This window comes from Lentilactobacillus kefiri, assembly GCF_007989105.1.
Classification (GTDB): Bacteria; Bacillota; Bacilli; order Lactobacillales; family Lactobacillaceae; genus Lentilactobacillus; species Lentilactobacillus kefiri.
Window position 1 is genome coordinate 1 of record NZ_BJVK01000105.1, and the last position, 803, is coordinate 803.

The 803-nt window shown below is 31.3% G+C and carries 1 protein-coding gene; it reads left to right on the top strand.

The window, feature by feature from the left end; all coding sequences use genetic code 11:
- The first annotated feature begins 300 nt into the window (after nucleotides 1-300).
- Nucleotides 301-654, top strand: a complete 354-nt coding sequence (locus LKE01_RS11920; protein WP_060678033.1) for a hypothetical protein — start codon at nucleotides 301-303, stop codon at nucleotides 652-654.
- Nucleotides 655-803: the final 149 nt, after the last annotated feature.

Here is an 803-nt window from a genome sequence, read left to right on the forward strand (position 1 = left end):
TTTCATCTTTTTCTCTCCTTACTTATGTCATTAAGTAATGACACGGTTCTAACCCTTTAATTATACAGTATCAAAAAAGAGGCCATAACTGTTAAGTTGTGGCCCACTTTTACTGATGAAGCTTAGTTTCAAATTTTTCTTTGTATCACTATCTATTGTGAATAAATACTTTGATAAATAAGATCTAAGATTTTTGAGTTTCAATTTTTCTTTATACTAAACTAATGTAGGAAAGTTAAGGCAATGGATGCTTTTTATAGTCTAACAGAGTAGACTATATGCTTAAGAGGGTCACTGAATATGAAAAAGAGAAAGTTACTTGTCTTTGCTATTATAGCAGTTGCACTTATTTTTTTGGGGGGGATTTATCTAAATTCAGACATCTACGTAACACATCAAGTAAATACAAAGGTCAATAGAGTTATCCAGGCAGGAAATACAAAAGAACTTAAAAGAATCTCAAATGATAAAACAACTTACAAATTTTTAATTAGTTTATCCAATTCCACTCGCTGCAAAGATACGTCAGATTTTCAAGGCGGGACAAATAAGAATGCTTATTATGTAACTACACTTAATAAACAAAAAATAGGGGTTCACATGTATAAGGCCAGTTTATTCAATTGGAGGATTAAATATGTCGAAAAACAATAGAGTGTTTGTCATTTTCTTTTCGATTCTTTTATTTTTGACAGTTGGCATGAATGAAAAAGCTTATGCCGAACAAATATCTGGAACTGTTCACAATGAGCTCGTAGGGACTTTTGATAAATCCCAAACGTCTAATAGAACTATTGAAGAGG